This is a genomic window from Mycobacterium deserti (assembly GCF_025345615.1).
GTDB classification, from domain to species: Bacteria; Actinomycetota; Actinomycetes; order Mycobacteriales; family Mycobacteriaceae; genus Mycobacterium; species Mycobacterium deserti.
The window spans coordinates 437907-454482 of the sequence record NZ_JAODWD010000003.1 but is presented as its reverse complement, the minus strand read 5'-3'; the positions used below and the strand labels follow the sequence as shown (position 1 = coordinate 454482).

Sequence of the window (16576 nt, the reverse complement as noted above, 5' to 3'; positions counted from 1 at the left end):
GATCATGTCGGCGTGAAGTTTAACAGCGTGGTCATCGACCACGAAATCGCTGCTAGTGGGCGGTCAGGATGGTCCGGGCGTGCTCGGTGTCCGCGCCCATCTGGGTCACCAGGTCTTCCACCCTGGCGAACTTCTCCTGTCCGCGCAGCCGCGCGACGAAGTCGACCGCGACATGCTGGCCGTACAGGTCGGCGGTGGTGTCCAGGACGAAGGCCTCGACCGTGCGGGTGCGCCCGGAGAACGTGGGATTGGTGCCCACTGACACCGCCGCCTGATACCGCTCGCCCGGGACGACCGTGCCTGTCACGGGACCGTGGCCGAGCACGGTGAACCACGCTGCGTAGACGCCGTCGGCGGGAATGGCCGAGTACATCGGCGGCGCCACGTTCGCCGTCGGATAGCCCAGCACTTTGCCGCGGCCGTCGCCGCGCACCACCACTCCTTCGACGCGGTGTGGCCTGCCCAGCGCCTCGGCCGCAGCGACCACATCACCGGCATCCACGCAGGACCGGATGTAGGTCGAGGAGAACGTGACGGTCTCGTCACGGTGGTGTTCGGCGACCAGCGACATGCCCTCGACCGCGAATCCGAACCGCTCGCCGGCCTTACGCAGCATGCCGACGTTGCCTGCGGCCTTCTTGCCGAACGTGAAGTTCTCGCCGACCACCACCTCGACGACATGCAGCCGTTCGACCAGCAGCTCGTGGATGTAGCGCTCGGGCGTGAGCTTCATGAAATCCGAGGTGAAGGGCATGACCAGGAAGACATCGATGCCCATCTCCTCGACCAGCTCGGCGCGGCGGGTCAGCGTGCTCAGCTGCGCCGGATGGCTGCCGGGGAACACGACCTCCATCGGGTGGGGGTCGAAGGTCATCAACACGGTCGGCGCGCCGCGGGACCGGCCGGCCTTCACCGCGTGGTTGATCAGCTCCTGGTGTCCGCGATGGACGCCGTCGAACACGCCGATGGTGACCACACACCGGCCCCAGTCCGTCGGGATGTCGTCTTGCCCCCGCCAGCGCTGCACAGCCGCCAGGATACGGCGCGCGCCGGGCCGCGGCTGCTCGAGATCCCCAGATGAGGTGACGATTGCCTAAACTTTCCTACTGTGAATCCTGTTGGCGAAGCGCGTGACCTCTCAGCGGTTGCCCAGGACTATCTGAAAGTCATCTGGACCGCCCAGGAGTGGTCGCATGAAAAGGTCAGCACGAAGATGCTGGCCGAGCGGATCGGCGTGTCGGCGAGCACGGCGTCGGAGTCCATCCGCAAGCTGGCCGACCAGGGGTTGGTCAATCACGAGAAGTACGGCGCGGTGACGCTGACCGATGCGGGCCGCGCCGCCGCGCTGGTGATGGTGCGCAGGCACCGGCTGATGGAAACCTTCCTGGTCCGAGAACTCGGCTACAGCTGGGACGAGGTGCACGACGAGGCCGAGATCCTCGAGCACGCGGTCTCCGATCGAATGCTGGACCGCATCGACGCCAAGCTCGGACACCCGACCCGCGACCCGCACGGCGATCCGATTCCGGCCGCCGACGGCCGGGTCCCGACGCCGGACGCCCGCCAGCTGTCGGTCTGTCGCGACGGCGACACCGGAACCGTGGCCCGCATCTCCGACGCCGACCCCGAGATGCTGCGCTACTTCGACAGCGTCGGCATCAGCCTGGACTCCCGCCTGCTGGTGCTGGCCCGCCGCGACTTCGCGGGAATGATCTCGGTGGCCATCAAGTCCGCCGACGCCGGCGAGGACGAGCCGGGCACCAAGGTTGACCTGGGAAGTCCTGCCGCAGAAGCGATCTGGATCGTCGGCTAACCGCGCTCCATCCCGCCGAGCAGCGCTGCGACGGTCTCGCGTGCGCAGCTTCGATTCGCACCGATGCCGCCGCGGGCATCGCATTTGATCCATCCCGCGGCAGAAGTTCCCGGCAGGGGTTGACCGGATCCGGGATCGATCACCCGACCGGCGAGGGTGGGCACCGTCGCGGTGGCGCTATCAAACGGCAGGCCCGTGACGCCAGCGAGCGGTCGGCTCTTGCCCGTTATCGGCGGCGGAGGTGATCGCGGAATGCTTCGAAGTGGGCTTTCTTGACGGAAATGTAGGGAAACACCTGATTTGACAGGCCCCCAAAGCTACTACCGTCGGATTCTCGGGAAGCCAGTCATAGGCATCACGGGATAAGGGGCGGCACAATGATTTCCAGGAAAGATCTGAGCTTTTTGGCGTGCTCGGCGACGGCGATCGCAGCGGTCGCCAGCCTCGCCGCGCCGGTGCCAGCGTACGGCGACCCATTGCCATATGGACCGGACACCTGCATTCAGGGGTTCGTCTGGCGCGAGGCCTACCCCGGCGACACGGTATGCGTCACACCATCAGTTCGATCGCTCACCGCCCAAGATAACGCGAATGCCGCTTCGAACGTCCAACCCGGCGGTGGCGCGCATGGGCCTAACACCTGCAAGCAGGGCTTTGTATGGCGGGAGGCGTTTGGCGGCGACACCGTCTGCGTGAGACCGGGTGTCCGCAGCCAAGCCAAAGCAGACAATGCCGCGGCGGCTTCGCGGAAGCTTGCCAACCAGCTGGCAGCACCCAGGCCTGAGGACCCGCCGGTCGAGCCGCCACCGCCACCTCCCAATCTCAGCGACGGTGGCGACCCCTGCCGGATCGAAGGCGCGTGCACGAACCCGGGCAACCCCACGCACCACCATTGCTTTCTTGAAGACCAGGTCAACTCGACCCGGCTCAACGACCTTTGCGGCAACGTCTGATATCGCTTCTCGGGGGCCGAGTCTCGGCTCGCCCGACTGCCTGAGCACTATTGGCTCCGGGTGTGTCCGGCGATGCGCGAGTGATACGCCTGGCGGGCCACCGGATCTTGCCGTGAAGCCGGGGGCGAGATGGGCGGTCCGCTCGAGGCGCCGCCGCACCCGGCCCGGAATCAGCGCCTGGCAAACAGCATTGTGCCGAGCGCGCGCGAAACGACCACCCAAGTCCGTGGTGACTCGGCTGCTCGCCCACTTGCTCTACGCATCGCAAGCGCTCGACGGCGGGTGACTACAGGGTGGCGGGTCTGAGTACGACCACGGACTTCGTGCGGTTGCCGACGTCTTCCAGCAGCGCGATGACGCGACCGTCGGGCGCGGTGGCCGCGTAGACGCCCTCGAAACCCGCGGCCGGCAACGGCCTTCCGTGAGTTGCCGATTCTGCCTCCTCGGCCGTGACGTCACGGCGCGCGAACGCGAGCAGGCAAGCGTCATCGAGGCTGTAGGACAGCCCTGGTTCCTCGGCCAGCTGCTCGAGCGAACGGGCCTGCTCCAAGCCGAACCGGCCGACCCGGGTGCGTCGAAGTGCGATGAGGTGTCCGCCGACGCCCACCGCGGCCCCCACGTCACGCGCCAGCGCGCGGATGTAGGTGCCCGACGAACAGTCGACGTCGACGTCCACGTCGACCAGACCGTCGTGGCGTCGGATGGCGAGCACGTCAAACCGGCCGATGCGGACCCTGCGCGGTGCGAGTTCGACCATCCGGCCCTCGCGGGCCAGCTTGTAGGCCCGCTGCCCGTTCACTTTGATGGCACTGACCGCCGAGGGAATCTGGTCGATCTCACCACGCAGCGCGCCGACTGCCTCTTCGATCTGGGCATCGTTGAGGCCTTCGGCCGAAACCGCTTGCAGGACCTCGCCTTCGGCATCTTCGGTCGACGTGGACTGTCCGAGGCGCATGGTGGCGGCGTACGACTTGTCCGTCGCGGTGAGCAGGCCGAGGATCTTGGTGGCTCGGTCGATCCCGACGATGAGCACACCGGTGGCCATCGGGTCGAGGGTGCCCGCGTGCCCGACCTTGCGGGTACCGAAGAGTCGACGGCAGCGACCGACGACGTCGTGGCTCGTCATGCCCGCCGGCTTGTCCACGACGACAAGACCAGCTGCCGTCATAAGACGATTGCCGTCAATGTCAGGCCGTCTCGCACCGACCAGCGTCCCGAGAGCGTTTCCAGCGGTGGGCCGTGCACAGCCGCCGGATCGATCAGAACGGTCGAGGTGAACCCGCCTGCCGTGCCCGTGTCGTCGACGTAGAACACGATGTGCGCGTCCTCGAACCCCAGCCACCGCTGGGTGAGCGGGAACCACGCCTTGTACGTCGCTTCCTTGGCGCAGAACAGAACTCGATCCCAGTGCACACCGGCGGGCAGCTCACGCAGCTCGGCACGCTCGACCGGCAGGCTGATCGCGTCGAGAACGCCGTTGGGAAGCACGCCGTGCGGTTCAGCGTCGATACCGACCGATCGCACCTGCGCCTGCAGGCCAACCACCGCGCCGCGATACCCCTCGCAATGGGTGAGGCTGCCGACGACGCCGTCGGGCCAGCAGGGTTCGCCCTTGTCGCCCTTGAGGATCGGCGCAGGCGCAACGCCCAGTTCACGCAGCGCCTGGCGCGCGCAGTACCGAACGGTGACGAACTCGTTGCGGCGCTTGGCCACCGACTTGGCGACCAACGGCTCCTCTTCGGGCAGCGGCGCCAAGTCCGGCGGGTCGCTGTACACCTCGGAGGCGGCCAGCGCAGACGACGCGCCGGGTAGCACACCGGACAGCAGCGAGGCGGCGATGGTCATCTCGACTGCCTCTCCGAAATTCGCTGCTGCATCGTCTGGGCGTGGTCGCGCATCTCCTGGGTGATCTCGAAGTGACCACCGAAGTCGTTGAGGTAGCCCGGCGGGTACTTCGGGTCGGGCAGCACCTGACGCAGCCACCGATAAGGCTTGCGGCGCCGCCACTCTCGCGGGTATCCGACCGAGACCTCTTCGAACCGCACGCCGTCGTACCAGGTGGTCCGCGGAATGTGCAGATGGCCGTAAACCGAGCAGACCGCGTTGTAGCGGGTGTGCCAGTCGGCCGTCGCCGTGGTGCCGCACCACAGCGCGAACTCCGGATAGAACATCGCGTCGCAGGGTTCGCGCACCATCGGGAAGTGATTCACCAGCACGGTCGGCGTCATCCAGTCCAGGTCCTCGAGCCGCTTGCGGGTATGGGCTACCCGGTCGCGGCACCACGCGTCGCGGGTGGCGTACGGCTCAGCGGACAACAGGAACTCGTCGGTGCCGACGATGTTCTTCTCACGCGCGATCGCCAGGCCCTCGGACTTGGTAGCGGCGCCCGCGGGCAGAAAGGTGTAGTCGTAGAGCAGGAACATCGGCACGATGGTCGCGGGTCCGCCCTCGTCGGTCCAGACCGGGAACGGGTGCTCGGGAGTGACGATGCCCATCTCGTCGCACATGTTGACCAGGTAGTCGTAGCGCGACTTGCCGAAGATCTGCATCGGGTCGCGGTTCGTCGTCCACAACTCGTGGTTGCCCGGCACCCAGATGACCTTCGCGAACCGCTTCCGCAACAGATCGAGCGACCAGTGGATCTCGTCGGTGCGCTCGGCGACGTCCCCGGCGACGATCAGCCAGTCGTCGGGTGAGGACGGGTACAGCGACTCGGTGACCGGCTTGTTGCCGGTGTGACCCGTATGCAGGTCGCTGATCGCCCATAGGGTGGGGCGCTGGCGCTCGCGTGTCACAACCGACCAGCCTACTTGCGCGCGTCGCGCGGTTCCCCCGGGCAACTAGAACATGTTCTCGTTTCGCGTCCGTGCCGCTGCGGCGGGCGGCTACACTCCGACAGGGTCGATGGAACCGAAGGGGTGTGATGGTCGCCAGACTGCGCTTGCTGTCGGCGTTGAGTGCGCTGGTCACCGCGGTGGTGGTGATGTGGCAGGCCAACCCGACCGGCCAGCCACTGCAGGTGAGCGCCACCGACCTGCCGATGACCAACGTGACGACGTCGATCAAGTGGCCGGTGATCGAGACCACCGACCCGGATCCGTTCAATCCCTGTAAAGAGATCCCCTACGACGTGGTCGCGGGCCTCGGCTTGGCCTTCACTCCACCGATCCCCGAGGACTCGCTGCGCTGCAAGTACGACGCCGGCAACTACCAGATGGCGATCGAGCCCATCGTCTGGCGCACGTACGAAGGAACGCTGCCGCCCGAGGCCGTCGAGATCGACATCGCCGGTCACCGGGCCGCGCAGTACTGGATCATGAAGCCGACCGACTGGAACAACCGGTGGTGGATCACCTGCATGATCGCCTTCGACACCAGCTACGGCGTGCTGCAACAGTCGATCTTCTACTCGCCGATCTACTCGAACCCCGATCCCGACTGCATGCAGACCAATCTGCAGCGCGCGCACGAGCTCATACCGCACTACGTGTTCTGAAGCTGATCCTTTGGGATCGACCGTTCGAGCATGCCGACGGTCTCCTCCCCGTTCCACCGGTAGCGCACGCCGGCCTGCTGCAGGGCCGGGAACGTCCAGTTCGCCAGCAGTTCGGCCATCTCGGGCGGCACGTCGCTCGGGTCGGTGATGTCGTGAGTCGACACGACGGTCTCGCCCTCGATGCGCTCGGTGCCCTCGGCCGTCTGCAGCACGAGCGAGACGTCCTCCCCCAGGGGCTGCAGTCGAGTCAGCCACGGCGCTTCGACGACCGTCGCGGGTGTCAGCTCGCCGTCCCCCGAGAACAGGTAACCCTCGTTGAACGTCGGCTGACCGTCGGGACGGGGCGGGTAGGCGATGTAGCCGAAGGCGCGTCCGCTCGGAAAGAGCGCGGACTGCCAGCAGTGCCCCCAGAAGCCTTCGAGCCGGCGCACACCCTGACGACGGATCCGCAACCCGCTGCCGGCGAAGGTGTGCTGCCGGTCCCCGACGCGCACCGAACCCGTTGCGCGGAAGAGTTGCTCGTAGCGCGGGCCGCCCATGAGGTCTCCTTCGATCGAATTCTGCAGCGCCGCACCGGCTTCGGACTGCAACGACCCCTGCACCCACGGCGGGACCGCCAGTTGGGCCTCGACCTCGAAGCGAACATCGACCAGTGGGCCGTCCTTGCGGCCGGCGATCAGATCGGCCGAGGACGTCTGAATCGCCCTGCCGTCGAACGACATCGTCCACCGCCGGAACGGCTTCACGCAGCTCAGCGCCAGCGGGCCCGCGCCCAGCACCGTCGGCTTGCCGTCGGGACCCACCGCGGGACGACTCGGCGCATCTTCGCGGAGCCGGTACACCGTCCCGTCCGGAAACGCGAGGTTGACCTGCACGTTGTGCGCGTCCCAGTTGGACGCAACCGCTTCTATGCCGACGCGCGGCAACCCGACCTCGCCGCGCTCGTCGAACACCCAGAAGCTCACCGAATCGCGCATCTCGGGGTTGTCCGGCCGTTCGGCGAACATGTATTCGCAGGCGGGGTCGATACCGCCGGTCAGGTCAACGGGCATGTGCACTCCTGTGGTACGTGTCGACGTAGGCGGCGAACAACGGACGAATAGCCTTGTAGTCCAACCCGAATGCCTGCGGGTCCGCCTTCGGATGCGGCTCGCGCTTTTCGGCGTTGTCCGCCCACCACGTCCGCATACGTGTCTCGAACTCGTCGCTGACGGGTTCACCGAGCCATCCGTAGAGCCGGCGCACCTCGCCGACCGGATCGGCCTGCATGGCGCGAAAGTCGATGTCGTAGAAGCGATCGTCGGCACCGTCCTCGCGAAACTTCATCACCCGGTCGATTCCCGTCGACCATTGCGTGACGTTGAGCTCGCCGAGATAGCGGCGGTCGATGTGGTCGGTGAATCCGCCGACGATATCGGCGTACACGTCGACGACCGACAACAGCACGTCCGTCGGGTCGCGGTGCGTCATCACGAAACGCGCGTCAGAAAACACCCGGTCCAGAGCGCCGAGCGAGATGACGTGCGCCGGCGACTTCAATCGCCATGGCCGCGTCGGCTCACCCCACTGCAGCAGTTTGAGCACCCGTCGCTCGTATGCGTAGGTGGACGTGAAGTCGGCCGTGTCGAGCAGCCATGTCGAGTACGACGGGATCTGCGCGAAGGCTTGGAACATCTGCGATTTGAAGTCCAGTGCCATCAGGTCCAGGCACTCCATCGGTCCGTGGATGTCGTTGGGCACATGGCTTCTGCTGCCCACCACGAGCGGGCGCAGTTCGGGCGGGATGCGCGGATCGTCACCTTGCACCGTCGACGGAGGCGGGCAGGGCTGCGCGGATTCCCAGCTGCGTAGGTACCGGACGTCGGGATCCTGCGCCAGCAGGAAGGACAGCGCCGTCGACCCGGTGCGCGGCAGGCCCAGCCCGAACAACGGCCCGTCGATCAACTCTTCGTCGATCTCCGGGTGACGGCGGTACCAGTCCTCGACCTGCAGCCGCTGGGACAGGTGCAGCCCGATCCGGTGGTGGACGAACGCGTCGCCACGGGCGTTGAGGCGGGCCTCATCGCGCAGCGCACACACCAGGATTTCCAAGCCTTCGCGGAAGGAGTCGTCGCCGAAGTCCGCCAGCCCCGTCCGCTCGACGGCAGCGGCCATCAACTCGTCCGGTGATGCCACGGTGCACCTCTCCCCTTTTGGTGACAGTACACTGTCACCATTGTGGGCGAATCGTCAATAGATGGCAGGCGCCGCTACGACAACAGCGGGCGCCAGCACAAGGCCGCGCAGACGCGAGAGCGCATCATCACCGCGGGCAGCGAACTGGTGCACGGGTTCGACTCGTGGAACTGGCGAGAACTGACGTTCCGCGCGGTCGCCGAGCGTGCGGGAGTGGGCGAGCGCACGGTGTACCGCCACTTCCCCACCGAGCGACATCTGCACGACGCCGTCATGGCTCGGTTGGAGTCCGAGGCGGGCATCTCCTACGAGGACGTCAACCTGGCCAACCTGCAGGAGGTCACCGGCCGGGTATTCGCCTCGCTGCAACGATTCTCAGTGCGTCAGTCGGTGGCGAGTCCGCCGGACTCCACATTCGTCGACGTCGATGAGCGCCGACGCGACGCGCTGCGGCGAGCCGTGTCGGAGGCGACACCGCACTGGTCGGACGCCGAACGGCGGATCGCGGCAGGCCTGCTCGACGTGCTGTGGAACCTGCCGAGCTACGAACGGCTGGTGGGGGGCTGGGGCATCGACGGACCTGAGGCGACGCGGGCGATCGGCTGGTTGATGGCCAAGGTGCTGGCGGCGATCGACCAGGACGATCCCCCGCCTGCGTAGCCTGGCCAGGTGACTGCAGTAGCTTCCACCAGGCCGTCGACCCCCTCCAGAGTCCTGCGGTTCGCCGGCAACGCCTTGAGTCGCGTGCTGCGACTACCGTCGCACTCCTGCGACTACGTCGTGCACCGGCGAGTACGCATACCGATGCGCGACGGCGTCGAACTGCTCGCCGACCATTACGAGCCAACGACCTCCGATCCGGCGGGCACGCTGTTGGTGCGCTGTCCGTACGGCAGGCGCTTTCCGTTCGCGGTCCTCTACGCGGGTGTGTACGCATCACGGGGGTACCACGTGGTCTTTCAGAGTGTGCGAGGCACATTCGGCTCGGGCGGCGACTTCGACCCGATGGAATACGAGATCGCCGACGGTGCGGACACCGTGGCGTGGCTTCGCGAACAACGGTGGTTCACCGGCTCGTTCGCCACGATCGGGCTGTCGTACCTCGGCTTCACGCAGTGGGCGCTGCTGATGGACCCGCCACCGGAGATGGCGGCCGCGGTGATCACGGTCGGCCCGCACGACGTCAGCGGCCCGCGCTGGGGCACCGGCACTTTCGGCCTCAACGACTTCCTCGGCTGGAGTGATCTGGTGGCACACCAGGAGGAGCCGAGCAAGCTGCGCGCGTTGGTCCGCCAGGTGCGGGCACGCCGAGCGCTCACCCGGGCGACGAGCGCCCTGCCCATCGGCGACGCGGGGCGAGAGCTACTCGGCGGCGGTGCGCTGTGGTGGGAGTCATGGATGGAGCACCCGGAGCCCGACGACCCGTTCTGGTCGAATCGCAATCTGCGAGAGGCGCTGGACCGCACCGAGATTCCGGTGTTGTTAATCGGCGGTTGGCAAGATTTGTTTCTCGAGCAGACGCTGACCCAGTACGACGCGTTGAGGCGGCGCGGCGTGGAGGTGGCCGTGACCATCGGCTCGTGGACGCACACCCACATCATGACCAAGGGTTCGCCGACCGTCATGCGCGAGTCGCTCGACTGGCTCGGTGCGCACATGGGGGGCCGCCAGATCAACCGCAGCCCAGTGCGGATCGAGGTCAACGGTCACGGATGGCTTGAGCTTGACCAGTGGCCGCCGGCGATGCCCGAACGCGTGCTCTATCTGCAGCCGACCGGGCGCCTCGGCGACACCGCGCCGCCGGACACCGCACCCGCGACTCGATTCACATACAACCCCGCCGATCCGACGCCGACGATCGGCGGCCGACTGCTGTCGCCTGAAGGCGGCTACCGCAAGGACGCCAAGCTGGCCGAACGGTCCGACGTGCTGTGCTTCACCGGCGACCGGTTACCGACGGATCTCTATGTGGTCGGGACCCCGGTCATGGAGCTCACCCATTCGTGCGACAACCCGCATCACGATCTGTTCGTGCGGGTAAGCGAGGTGGACGCGAAAGGGGTGTCGCGAAACGTCAGTGACGGATACCGCCGCGGCACAACCGTTTCCGGCACGGTGCGCCTGGAACTGGATCCGACCGCGCACCGGTTCCGCGCGGGGTCTCGGATCCGGGTCATGATTGCGGGAGGTTCGCATCCGCGGTTCGCTCGTAACCTGGGCACCGGCGAGCCGTGGGCCAGCGGGCGCCGAGTCGTCGCGGCGACGCACACGGTGCACCTCGGCGAGGGCGGGGTGTCGCGGCTCGTCCTGCCAGCAGGGCCCGCGCTGCCGTCCACCGACTGAGCTGATCGAATTGCGCACTAATTGCCACAAAAGGGCGGCTATTTCGGGCCGCCTTGCCGTACGTCTACCGATCCACGTTTCTGGATGCGGTCAGGCGACGGCCCGACGCACCGTTGCGGCGACATCGCGCAGGTAATCATCGTCGTGCACCGGCGTTGCCCACACCGGGTCGACGGGTAGCGGAACCCAACTCTTGCACCCGCCGTATTCCGGTGCGCGCACGAGCCGCAACGGCTCGACCAGCGGGCAGGCCTGTACGACTAGGACCGTCAGCCGGTGTTTCGGGCGGAAGTCAAGACGGTCGGCCCGCACCGACTCGGAGGTCCAGATATGCAGCGGCGCAATGGTTTCGATCGCGTGGGGGTGGACGACATCGATCGCCGCGACGACGTTGGCGCCCGCCCGAATCGTAATAGCGTCGTCGGTGCTGTCGCCGGCCGCCGCATCGAGGAGATCGCGATGCTCGGCTCGCACCCGCTCGGCGTGGCTGTGCGCGACGGTCGGGAACAGCAAGAACCGCGACGCCGTCACCGCGAACCGCTTCTCGTGGATGCCTCCCTTGCGTAGCAGCACGGTCTGCCGGCCGTCGAGCAGCGCGTGAACGGCCGCGCTCCACTCCTTGAGGGCGGGTATCACGTGAACGCGACGCGGATCAGAGGCCGCCTTGGTCAAGCGATGCCGAGCCGTGCGCGAACCTCAGGTCGACGCAGCGGCGGAACGGTCTTCGGCGGCTGCTTGCGCTGCGGCAGCTTCGAGAGCAGCCGGGTTGTGGTCGCGGTGACCTCGGCGACCGCGTCCTCGAAGGCGTCGATGTTGGCCGCCGACGGCCGGGTGATTCCGCTGACTTTGCGGATGTACTGCCGCGCGGCCGCTTCGATTTCCTCGTCGGTGGCCGCAGGCTCGAGTCCGCGAAGCTCCGTGATATTTCGGCACATGGCTCCACGATAGGTTCAATCCATGCCTGACGACATCCTGCTCATCGACACCCGCGACCGAGTCCGCACCTTGACGCTGAACCGGCCGCAGTTCCGCAACGCGCTGTCGTCGGCGCTGCGCAGCCAGTTCTACCGGGCGCTGGGTGAGGTGGAGTCCGATGACTCCGTCGACGTCGTGATCGTGACGGGCGCGGACCCGGTCTTCTGTGCAGGACTGGATCTCAAAGAGCTCGGCGACACCACCGAGCTGCCCGACATCTCACCGAAGTGGCCGCCGTTGACCAAGCCGGTGATCGGCGCGATCAACGGCGCCGCGGTGACGGGTGGCCTGGAACTGGCGCTGTACTGCGACATTCTGATCGCCTCCGAGCAGGCCCGGTTCGCCGATACCCACGCCCGCGTCGGGCTGTTGCCCACCTGGGGACTGTCGGTGCGGCTGCCGCAGAAGGTGGGCATCGGACTAGCCCGGCGGATGAGCCTGACCGGCGACTACCTGTCAGCGGCCGACGCGTTGCGCGCCGGTCTCGTCACTGAGGTCGTCCCCCACGACCAGCTGCTGCCGACCGCGCGCGCGGTCGCGGCGTCGATCGTCGGCAACAACCAGCAGGCCGTGCGGGCGCTGCTGGGGTCGTATCACCGCATCGACGAAGCGCAGACGAACGAGGGGCTGTGGATCGAAGCCGCATCGGCGCGGGAGTGGATGCGCAAAGCCAGCGGTGACGACATCGCCGCCAATCGCGACGCGGTGTTGCAGCGAGGCAGGGAGCAGGTTCGATGAACAAGGCGCACGAGCGGTGCGGCAGCGAAGAATGGCGACAGGCGATCCGTGAGATCATCCTGCCGTGGGCGCTGGGCACTACCGATCTGGGTGATGACGTGCTCGAAGTCGGACCCGGCTACGGCGCGACGACCGATGTACTGAGCGAATCGGTGCCGCGGCTGACCTCAGTCGAAATCGACGACGAACTCGCGGCGATGCTGACCGAGCGCTTTGCCGAGATGCCGAATGTGGAGATCGTGCGCGGCGACGCGACGGCGCTGCCCTACGCCGACGGCCGGTTCACCGGCGCGGCGTGCTTCACGATGCTGCACCACGTCCCGACGCCTGCTCTGCAGGATCAGCTGTTCGCGGAGGTCGCCCGGGTGCTGCGGCCGGGTGCCGCGCTGGTCGCCAGCGACAGCCTGGCCAGCCCGGAACTCGAAGCCCATCACGAGGACGACACCTACAACCCAGTCGACCCGGCGACACTGCCTGCGCGTCTGGAGGCCGCCGGGTTCGCCGAAGTCGAGGTGCGCACCAACCCACACGGATGGGCTGCTATCGCTCGCGCCGCGAAAAAGTAATCTCGAAAAAAGTGTGCGAGTAGCGCGTCGTCGGCGCTCTTACCTGTGACTGCCACCCAACCCGGGCGGCCACAGCCCAAGGACGCGCCATGACCACCAGTTACGACACCGAGTCAAACATTCAGACCGTCGCCGCCGCGTGGGCATCGAGTCCTCTCGGTCAGCCGGAGGACGACGCCCGCTACGGCTTCGGCTTCGCGGGCTCACCCCCGCGCGACCAGAACGAACGTGCCGCCGAAGCCGATGACCCACCGAGAGCCGTCAAACACGCCGTTCTTGCCGCGGCTCTGGCCTGCGGCATCGGCGTTGGCTCGGCGGTCGCGCTGACCTTCTCTGATTTCGACCGGTCGGCCATCGTGCCCGGTCCGACGCCTGCGGTGGTGATCACCCCGGACGCCAGGGCCTCGGCGCCGCGCACGGCGACACCCGACGCGCCCGGCGGCCAGCGCGGTCCCGCGGACATCGCTATGCCGGGCAACATGGTGACCGTAGACACCTCAGTGCCGGCATCCCCTCCGGCCCCGCAGAAGCCGGTCGAAACCGACGAGGCGCCGCAGAAGCCGGAAGACCAGCAGCCGCAACCGCCGCAGGACCCGCAGCCGGAGAACCCTCAGGATCCGTCGCCGCAGCCGCCCGTGGTGGTGGACGATTTCACGTCGCCGGAACCGGCCCCGGATCCCGAGCCGCCGGTGTCACAACCGGATCTGCTCCTGGCGCCGGCGCCTCAGCCGGAACCCGAGCCGGACCCGGCGCCGCCGGTCTTCGTTCCGCCGCTGGTTGTCGCGCCGTGAAGTCAGCCCAACTCTTCGACGAGGTCGAGGTCATGACGGCGGTACCCAGCTGGGACGTCGACGGTCCGGTCAGCAGCGACGCTGAGCTGGCCCGAGCCGCGGCGGCCGGCGACAGGCGGGCGTTCGCGGCGATCTACGAGCGCTACGCCGACCGGCTGCACGACTTCTGCATCGGGATGCTGCGCGACCGCGAGAGCGCCGCGGACTGCGTGCAGGACACATTCTGCATCGCGGCGACGGAGCTGGACAACCTTCGCGATCCGGACAGATTGCGCCCGTGGCTGTACTCGATCGCGCGAAATCAGGCGGTGCGACGGTTCCGAGAGCGCCGCCGCGAGACGCCGTTCGATGATTTGCCCGACGACCCGTCCAGCGATCCGGGCCCCGACACCGTGGCGGCACGCACGGAATTGTCCGAATTGATCGCCGATGCGACGGGCGGTCTGTCCGACCGCGACCGCTCTGTGCTGGAGTTGGCGTTCCGCCATGGCCTCAGCGGCCCAGACCTCGCCGAGGCTCTGGAGGTTTCGCCGTCCAACGCGAACACCCTCGTGCACCGGTTGCGCCAGACCATCGAGCGTTCTCTTGGCGCACTGCTGGTCGCCCGGCGGGCCCGCAACACCCGGAATTGTCGTGAGCTGGCGGCGATACTCGACGGCTGGGACGGCCACTTCAATGTCCTGATACGCAAACGTATTTCGCGTCACATCGATTCATGCGGCGTGTGCGAGAAAGAGCGCCGACGGCTGGTGAGCCCGGTCGCTCTGCTGGGCGCTGCACCGGTGTTCGTCCCGGCTCCGACATGGCTGCGCGAACGCACGCTCAGCCAGATCCAGCTGGCGTCGGCCAGACACCCGCTGCGCGGCGACGCCCCCGGCGCGAAGGCGACAGGGAGGCGGGAGACACCCGGTTATCTTCTGCCGATCGCATTGTTCGTCGGCGCGCTGATCGCGACGGCCGCCGTCATCGTCCTTGGGCTGAACCAGAAGTCCCCGACACCGACTGAGATCAGCACGACGGCGCCGGCGCCGCCCCCGCCTGTTGGCCCGGCTGTCGGCGTGACGTCGGTCCCTTTGCCAGCCGCACCGCCGGTCAGCGCGCAGGTGCAGCCGGCGCCAAAGCCCGCGGCACCGCCGGTCTCCGAACCGTCGCCGGTCGTCGAAGCGCCGCCGGTCGTCGAAGCGCCGCCGGTCGCCGAACCGCCGCCGGTCGCCGAACCGCCAGCGGTCGTTGAGCCCACACCCCTTCCGCCGCCGGAGTGGCCGGCCTGGCCGCCGCGGCCGCGAGGGGACCTCACCGGACCGGGAGATCTCGTTGTGCCCGGCGGCGATCCGGCGCCGGGCGGCTCGGCTGTGCCCTAGGTAGCGCCGAAAGGTCAGTGGCTCACTGTGCGCTGTTTGCTCGATTCGGTTGATCGGAGTCGGGGCCGTCATTCCCGCCCAGCTGTGGCGGCGCGGCGGGTGGAGCGGTCACTGTCGGGCTGAACGACATTGGGGGCTTCACCGTCGACTTTTCCGGCGTCGATGCGGGATCCGGGGACTCGATGGGCGGAGCCACTTCGGGCGTCGGGCCCGACACCGACGGTGGCCCGTAGATCGGGGCGGCCGGTGGCGGGGTTTTCGCCGGCAGAACGGGAGTCGGCGGCCCGACCGCAGGCGCTTGCGGCGGCGACGGGACGTCGAGCGGCACCTGGCTGGCGGGCTCAGGGTCTATTTCACTGAATTCGGTTGGGGTGATCGAGACGGGCTCGTCTTTCAACCAGCCGAATGTCAACCACACCGAGGCGCCCAGCCCGACGAGCAACAACGCGGCGGCCACCAATAACCTGCTGGCGCGTCGGCGTCCACCGGCGTCATCGCCAGAGAGGCAGGCACTGTCGCACTCGGGGCGCATCGAACTGCCGTGTGAGGTGAGCTGGATTTCGCCCAGCGTCCGTTCGCGTAACCATTTCGGCGCCGGGACGAGAAGGGGTGCTGAGCCGAGTAGCGCGGCGGGGCTGACCAATCGCCGCCGCTTGTCGTCGCACGTTGGACACGACTCGATATGCCGCGAAATGCGCTTGCGCATCAGCACCGTGAACTGCCCGTCCCAAGTGGCGAGTAAACGATCCAACTCCGTGCAATCACCCGGGGCGCTTCGGGCGCGCCGGGACACCAGTAACGCGCCGAGCGAGCGTTCGACCGTCCGCCTCAGCCTCTGCACCACATTGTTGGCATTGCTATTGCTGACTCCAATCGCGTCGGCCAGGTCGGGACCGGTCAGACCATGGCGAAAAGCCAGGTCGAAGACCGCGCGATCGCGGTCGGTCAATCCGCCGGCGGCCTCCGCGATCAGATCGGCCAATTCGGCGCGCACGGCTAGCGCATCCGGGCCAGCGTCATCGGTTTGAAGGTCGGGGAGTTGATCCGATGGCATTTCGCGGCGTTGATCACGCAGCCGGCGCAGCGCTTGGTTGCGGGCGATCGCGTACAGCCAGCCCAGCAGTTTGTCCGGTTCCCTCAGTGTCGGCAGGCGGGTCGCGGCGATGCAGAACACGTCCTGCACACAATCGGCGGCGCCATCGCGGTCGCGCAGCATGCCCACGCAGAAGTCGTGCAGCCGGTCGGCGTAGCGGTCGTAGATCTGTGCGAAGGCGCTTCGGTCGCCGGCGATGGAACCACGCACGAGTTCCGCGTCTGTAGAGCGCGGGTCGACGATGTCCCATTCCGGTAACGCGGTCATCAATT

General features: G+C 67.5%; 18 protein-coding genes. 9 read left to right on the top strand and 9 right to left on the bottom strand.

Annotated features, from left to right (window positions below):
• Positions 1 to 52: 52 nt before the first annotated feature.
• Entirely contained in the window at positions 53 to 1027 is a 975-nt protein-coding gene (locus N4S67_RS13535) for a bifunctional riboflavin kinase/FAD synthetase (protein ID WP_260993487.1), read from the bottom strand.
• An 81-nt stretch (positions 1028 to 1108) separates the two neighbouring features.
• Between N4S67_RS13535 and mntR the strand changes: the two genes are divergently transcribed.
• The gene (mntR, locus tag N4S67_RS13530; RefSeq protein ID WP_260993486.1) at positions 1109 to 1813 is read left to right on the top strand and encodes a manganese-binding transcriptional regulator MntR; all 705 of its coding nucleotides are present in this window, start codon (positions 1109 to 1111) and stop codon (positions 1811 to 1813) included.
• A gap of 377 nt (positions 1814 to 2190) precedes the next feature.
• On the top strand, positions 2191 to 2766 hold the full coding sequence (locus N4S67_RS13525) for a hypothetical protein (protein ID WP_260993485.1): 576 nt from the start codon (positions 2191 to 2193) through the stop codon (positions 2764 to 2766).
• 286 nt (positions 2767 to 3052) lie between these two features.
• Here the strand turns inward: N4S67_RS13525 and truB are convergent, their stop codons facing one another.
• Genes truB through N4S67_RS13510 form a run of 3 tightly spaced genes read right to left on the bottom strand, consistent with a single transcriptional unit; the run spans position 3053 to position 5561 of the window.
• Entirely contained in the window at positions 3053 to 3934 is an 882-nt protein-coding gene (gene truB / locus N4S67_RS13520) for a tRNA pseudouridine(55) synthase TruB (protein ID WP_260993484.1), read from the bottom strand.
• A complete protein-coding gene (gene pptT / locus N4S67_RS13515; protein ID WP_260993483.1) occupies positions 3931 to 4611 on the bottom strand; it encodes a 4'-phosphopantetheinyl transferase PptT in 681 nt (226 codons plus the stop codon). The genes truB and pptT overlap by 4 nt, the downstream gene beginning before the upstream one ends.
• Positions 4608 to 5561, bottom strand: a complete 954-nt coding sequence (locus tag N4S67_RS13510; RefSeq protein ID WP_260993482.1) for a metallophosphoesterase family protein — start codon at positions 5559 to 5561, stop codon at positions 4608 to 4610. Before N4S67_RS13510 ends, pptT begins: the two co-directional genes overlap by 4 nt.
• Positions 5562 to 5689: 128 nt before the next feature.
• Here N4S67_RS13510 and N4S67_RS13505 point away from each other — a divergent pair, with 128 nt between their 5' ends.
• Positions 5690 to 6262, top strand: a complete 573-nt coding sequence (locus tag N4S67_RS13505; RefSeq protein ID WP_260993481.1) for a DUF3558 domain-containing protein — start codon at positions 5690 to 5692, stop codon at positions 6260 to 6262.
• Here N4S67_RS13505 and N4S67_RS13500 read toward each other — a convergent pair.
• The gene (locus N4S67_RS13500) at positions 6250 to 7314 is read right to left on the bottom strand and encodes a hypothetical protein (RefSeq protein WP_260993480.1); all 1065 of its coding nucleotides are present in this window, start codon (positions 7312 to 7314) and stop codon (positions 6250 to 6252) included. The genes N4S67_RS13505 and N4S67_RS13500 overlap by 13 nt on opposite strands.
• Complete coding sequence (locus tag N4S67_RS13495; RefSeq protein WP_260993479.1) at positions 7304 to 8437, bottom strand: sulfotransferase family protein; 1134 nt, start codon at positions 8435 to 8437, stop codon at positions 7304 to 7306. Before N4S67_RS13495 ends, N4S67_RS13500 begins: the two co-directional genes overlap by 11 nt.
• 42 nt (positions 8438 to 8479) lie before the next feature.
• Here N4S67_RS13495 and N4S67_RS13490 point away from each other — a divergent pair, with 42 nt between their 5' ends.
• Both N4S67_RS13490 and N4S67_RS13485 read left to right on the top strand, forming a co-directional pair.
• Positions 8480 to 9097, top strand: a complete 618-nt coding sequence (locus tag N4S67_RS13490; protein ID WP_260993478.1) for a TetR/AcrR family transcriptional regulator — start codon at positions 8480 to 8482, stop codon at positions 9095 to 9097.
• Between the two features lie 9 nt (positions 9098 to 9106).
• Positions 9107 to 10780: a CocE/NonD family hydrolase gene (locus N4S67_RS13485; protein ID WP_260993477.1), complete on the top strand. Its 1674-nt coding sequence runs from the start codon at positions 9107 to 9109 to the stop codon at positions 10778 to 10780.
• A gap of 90 nt (positions 10781 to 10870) precedes the next feature.
• Here N4S67_RS13485 and N4S67_RS13480 read toward each other — a convergent pair whose 3' ends face one another.
• Together N4S67_RS13480 and N4S67_RS13475 are read right to left on the bottom strand one after the other, a co-directional pair.
• A complete protein-coding gene (locus tag N4S67_RS13480; RefSeq protein WP_260994033.1) occupies positions 10871 to 11416 on the bottom strand; it encodes a DUF1802 family protein in 546 nt (181 codons plus the stop codon).
• Between the two features lie 32 nt (positions 11417 to 11448).
• Positions 11449 to 11715 carry a DUF2277 domain-containing protein gene (locus tag N4S67_RS13475; RefSeq protein WP_260993476.1) on the bottom strand — a complete coding sequence of 89 codons (267 nt, stop codon included), beginning with the start codon at positions 11713 to 11715 and terminating at the stop codon, positions 11449 to 11451.
• A 22-nt stretch (positions 11716 to 11737) separates the two neighbouring features.
• Here N4S67_RS13475 and N4S67_RS13470 point away from each other — a divergent pair, with 22 nt between their 5' ends.
• The 4 genes from N4S67_RS13470 to N4S67_RS13455 all read left to right on the top strand — a co-directional run bounded on the left by N4S67_RS13470 (position 11738) and on the right by N4S67_RS13455 (position 15211).
• Positions 11738 to 12493 (top strand): enoyl-CoA hydratase, encoded by a 756-nt coding sequence (locus N4S67_RS13470; RefSeq protein ID WP_260993475.1) that lies wholly within the window; start codon positions 11738 to 11740, stop codon positions 12491 to 12493.
• Positions 12490 to 13059 carry a class I SAM-dependent methyltransferase gene (locus N4S67_RS13465; RefSeq protein WP_260993474.1) on the top strand — a complete coding sequence of 190 codons (570 nt, stop codon included), beginning with the start codon at positions 12490 to 12492 and terminating at the stop codon, positions 13057 to 13059. The genes N4S67_RS13470 and N4S67_RS13465 overlap by 4 nt, the downstream gene beginning before the upstream one ends.
• A gap of 89 nt (positions 13060 to 13148) precedes the next feature.
• Entirely contained in the window at positions 13149 to 13850 is a 702-nt protein-coding gene (locus tag N4S67_RS13460) for a hypothetical protein (protein WP_260993473.1), read from the top strand.
• Positions 13847 to 15211 (top strand): RNA polymerase sigma factor, encoded by a 1365-nt coding sequence (locus N4S67_RS13455; RefSeq protein ID WP_260993472.1) that lies wholly within the window; start codon positions 13847 to 13849, stop codon positions 15209 to 15211. The genes N4S67_RS13460 and N4S67_RS13455 overlap by 4 nt, the downstream gene beginning before the upstream one ends.
• 22 nt (positions 15212 to 15233) lie before the next feature.
• Here the strand turns inward: N4S67_RS13455 and N4S67_RS13450 are convergent, their stop codons facing one another.
• Complete coding sequence (locus N4S67_RS13450) at positions 15234 to 16571, bottom strand: sigma-70 family RNA polymerase sigma factor (RefSeq protein WP_260993471.1); 1338 nt, start codon at positions 16569 to 16571, stop codon at positions 15234 to 15236.
• Positions 16572 to 16576: the final 5 nt, after the last annotated feature.

Coding starts and splice junctions, on each gene's coding strand:
- N4S67_RS13525 (WP_260993485.1), top strand. CDS start 2,191: ATGATTTCCAGGAAAGATCTGAGCTTTTTGGCGTGCTCGGCGACGGCG.
- truB (WP_260993484.1), bottom strand. CDS start 3,934: ATGACGGCAGCTGGTCTTGTCGTCGTGGACAAGCCGGCGGGCATGACG.
- N4S67_RS13475 (WP_260993476.1), bottom strand. CDS start 11,715: ATGTGCCGAAATATCACGGAGCTTCGCGGACTCGAGCCTGCGGCCACC.
- N4S67_RS13500 (WP_260993480.1), bottom strand. CDS start 7,314: ATGCCCGTTGACCTGACCGGCGGTATCGACCCCGCCTGCGAATACATG.
- N4S67_RS13465 (WP_260993474.1), top strand. CDS start 12,490: ATGAACAAGGCGCACGAGCGGTGCGGCAGCGAAGAATGGCGACAGGCG.
- N4S67_RS13470 (WP_260993475.1), top strand. CDS start 11,738: ATGCCTGACGACATCCTGCTCATCGACACCCGCGACCGAGTCCGCACC.
- N4S67_RS13505 (WP_260993481.1), top strand. CDS start 5,690: ATGGTCGCCAGACTGCGCTTGCTGTCGGCGTTGAGTGCGCTGGTCACC.
- N4S67_RS13460 (WP_260993473.1), top strand. CDS start 13,149: ATGACCACCAGTTACGACACCGAGTCAAACATTCAGACCGTCGCCGCC.
- pptT (WP_260993483.1), bottom strand. CDS start 4,611: ATGACCATCGCCGCCTCGCTGCTGTCCGGTGTGCTACCCGGCGCGTCG.
- N4S67_RS13450 (WP_260993471.1), bottom strand. CDS start 16,571: ATGACCGCGTTACCGGAATGGGACATCGTCGACCCGCGCTCTACAGAC.